This window comes from Hydrogenobaculum acidophilum (assembly GCF_054656715.1).
Genome location: NZ_BAAHXP010000048.1, coordinates 1 through 937, shown reverse-complemented (window position 1 = coordinate 937; position 937 = coordinate 1). Strand labels below are relative to the sequence as shown.

The 937-nt window shown below is 34.0% G+C and carries 2 protein-coding genes and 1 pseudogene; all 3 read left to right on the top strand.

Going from position 1 to position 937, the window contains the following annotated elements; all coding sequences use genetic code 11:
- The first annotated feature begins 150 nt into the window (after positions 1 to 150).
- Positions 151 to 591, top strand: coding sequence for a hypothetical protein (locus ACYQZV_RS09070; protein ID WP_459895315.1), 441 nt, complete (start codon positions 151 to 153; stop codon positions 589 to 591).
- Between the two features lie 82 nt (positions 592 to 673).
- Positions 674 to 799, top strand: coding sequence for a hypothetical protein (locus ACYQZV_RS09065; RefSeq protein WP_459895312.1), 126 nt, complete (start codon positions 674 to 676; stop codon positions 797 to 799).
- Between the two features lie 39 nt (positions 800 to 838).
- A pseudogene (locus ACYQZV_RS09060) lies at positions 839 to 937 on the top strand (SEL1-like repeat protein); the annotation flags it as partial.

Below are 937 nucleotides of genomic sequence, written 5' to 3'. Positions count from 1 at the left end.
AGGTTCTCACTCATTGAGGGTTAACTATGCTATAGAGCGTTTTCACGAGCTTATAAATCAAGGCTTTTCAGAAGATATGGCTGATAAGGTTTTAACGAGAGAGTTAGGACACGAAAGAGTAAGTATGTCAAGGTATTACAGGAGAGCTTAGTGAGAATATCTAAAAGCTTTAGGATTGATGAAGATGTGTATTTAACTTTGCAAACTATGGCTAATAGCGAAGGCATATCTGATGGCGTTATGTTAGAGAAGCTCATCTTAGAGCATAATAAAGCCTTAGAGCAAATAAATAAACTCCAAGAAGAGCTTGAGTTAAAGGATAAAGAAATAAAAGCATTAAAAGATAAACTAATAAGCTATGATGCTAGGCTTAAAGAATGTGAGGGCAAGTGGAATAAGTTAGAGATTTCTACTAAAAGAGTTTTGGATAAGTTTGAAGAGACTACAAATGGGCTTGGTGATGCTTTAGAAAGTGTTGTTGAAATGACGAGCAAACAAACGGCTAAAAAGTATTTTGTTTATTCTTTAATAGTGTCAGTTCTTATTGTTATTCTTGTTATTGCCTTGGTGGTTGGTTTGCGTTGGTTGTGATAGTTATAAACAAACCAAGTTATATTTAATTCCAATTAAAAAATCCATGTTATAGTATTTAAATACAATAAGGAGGTTTGACATGAAAAGAAAATTGCTTTTTATAATATCAGCTTTCATAGCAGTGGGTGTTTCTTATGGGATAAGCACTAATGCAGCAAAAGAATTAGCAAAGCACGATTGCTTTGATAAAAACAATCTTAGATAATGTTATTTTGCCTGTGAGCTTGGTAGTGCTTCATCGTGTTTTCATCTTGGACTTTTATATTACAACGGCCAAGGCGTTCCACAGAGCTATATAAAAGCAGCTACGCTATTTGAAAAAGCTTGTAAAATGGGCAGTGGT

Excerpts from the sequence above, each read along its gene's own strand:
- ACYQZV_RS09065 (WP_459895312.1), top strand. The coding sequence starts at position 674 with ATGAAAAGAAAATTGCTTTTTATAATATCAGCTTTCATAGCAGTGGGT.